We start from the raw sequence: 1,495 nt of genomic DNA, 5'->3' as shown, positions 1-1,495 counted from the left end.
TGACAAAATATAGTTGTTTAGGTATATACTGAAAATTTTTAAGTTTGTCAATTTTTTGTTGTTATTTTTACATCAACAGAGTCAAAGAACATTTATATAATTAATAAAAAAATAGGGTTTTGCAATTTTTATTTATTACAAAACCCTAAATATAAAAAATAATATTAATATTATTCTAATACATAACTATATAAATCTGTTATAAATGGTCTAATTTCATCAAAGTCAAAAACTATTTCTGTTTCTCCATAAACATAAGCTGTTATAGTATATATAGGCCATACAAAATGTATTCCGTCAGCATAAATGTAAAAAGATGTGTCAGCTAAAGTTATTTCATCTAAAGGGACTAAGTAACTTTCTTCATCTCTATCTTCTATTGATAAAAGTTTATCTCTCATAATACTTTTTAATTCACTATCATCAAAATCTTTTATAAAATTAGTAACTTCTATTTTTTCACCTGTTTCTAATGAATATACTAAATTATAATTATTGTACACTCCATGTGCTCCGCCTAAATATAATGTTGAAGTTATTCTTATTGATATACTTTTATCATTAAAATAAGTTATACTAATAGATTTACTTGATTCATAGCTGTAAACTGAATTTGTTATCCATTCATCATACAGATCACTCATAGAATTTTCAAATAATTTTGATATGCTTCCTTTTTTATCATCAAATTCTAAATTTTCATTTCTTCTTAGATTATTTAAATTAAAATCTTCATTTATATCTAAAGAAATTTTATCATATACTTCTAATTTGTTAGTGTCATTAGGTATAAGTAAAAATATAGAATCTCTATATGAGAATGTTGATGCACTTCCATATTCATTAGTTTCTGAAACATTTGTATACACATAATTATATACTGCAGCTTTCAATGATGAAGTAGTATTTATTTCTTTTGATGAGCTATTTAATGATTTTGAAGTCATTTTAAATGATGTAATATTTGAATATGTAGTTTCTATACTGTCGCCGTTTTCAGCTTCTGCATATATTCTATTGTTTGTTATATCAAGAATACTATTTTTATTATAGAATTGATTTATATCATTTAAATTTTTATAATTAAAAGCTGTTTTTATCTTTTCATAATTAGGCATTAATTCAGAATAGCTGTCTATATAGTCAGGCCATCTGTCATTTAAATATACAGAAAAGAAATCAGCATCATCATTTTTCATATAATAATGATGCGATATCCATTCTATGCCTTTATTTTTATTATTTTTAACTTCTTCTGTTTTAACTGAATCTGATGAAGAATTATTAGTTGCTATTTCATTAGTTTGAATTACTTCTGCTGAATTATTATTTATATTATTATTTTCTTTATTTGAACATGACATAAGTGCTATAATAGAAAATATAATTAATATACTTTTTTTAATCATAATTGTTCCCTTAATTTTTATTCCAAATACAAGTAAACATAATATACCAACTCTATATGTTTGTCAATATAAAATATTTATGAATA

Annotated in this window: 1 protein-coding gene; it reads right to left on the bottom strand. The window is 22.4% G+C overall.

Annotated elements, in window-relative coordinates; all coding sequences use genetic code 11:
• Positions 1-170 precede the first annotated feature (170 nt).
• A complete protein-coding gene (locus tag R4K56_RS14690) occupies positions 171-1,409 on the bottom strand; it encodes an RsiV family protein (protein WP_335773214.1) in 1,239 nt (412 codons plus the stop codon).
• Between the last annotated feature and the right edge of the window lie 86 nt (positions 1,410-1,495).

This window comes from Brachyspira pulli, assembly GCF_036997785.1.
Lineage (GTDB): Bacteria > Spirochaetota > Brachyspiria > Brachyspirales > Brachyspiraceae > Brachyspira > Brachyspira pulli.
The sequence above is the reverse complement of the archived record's forward strand: the minus strand, read 5'-3'. Positions and strand labels throughout refer to the sequence as shown.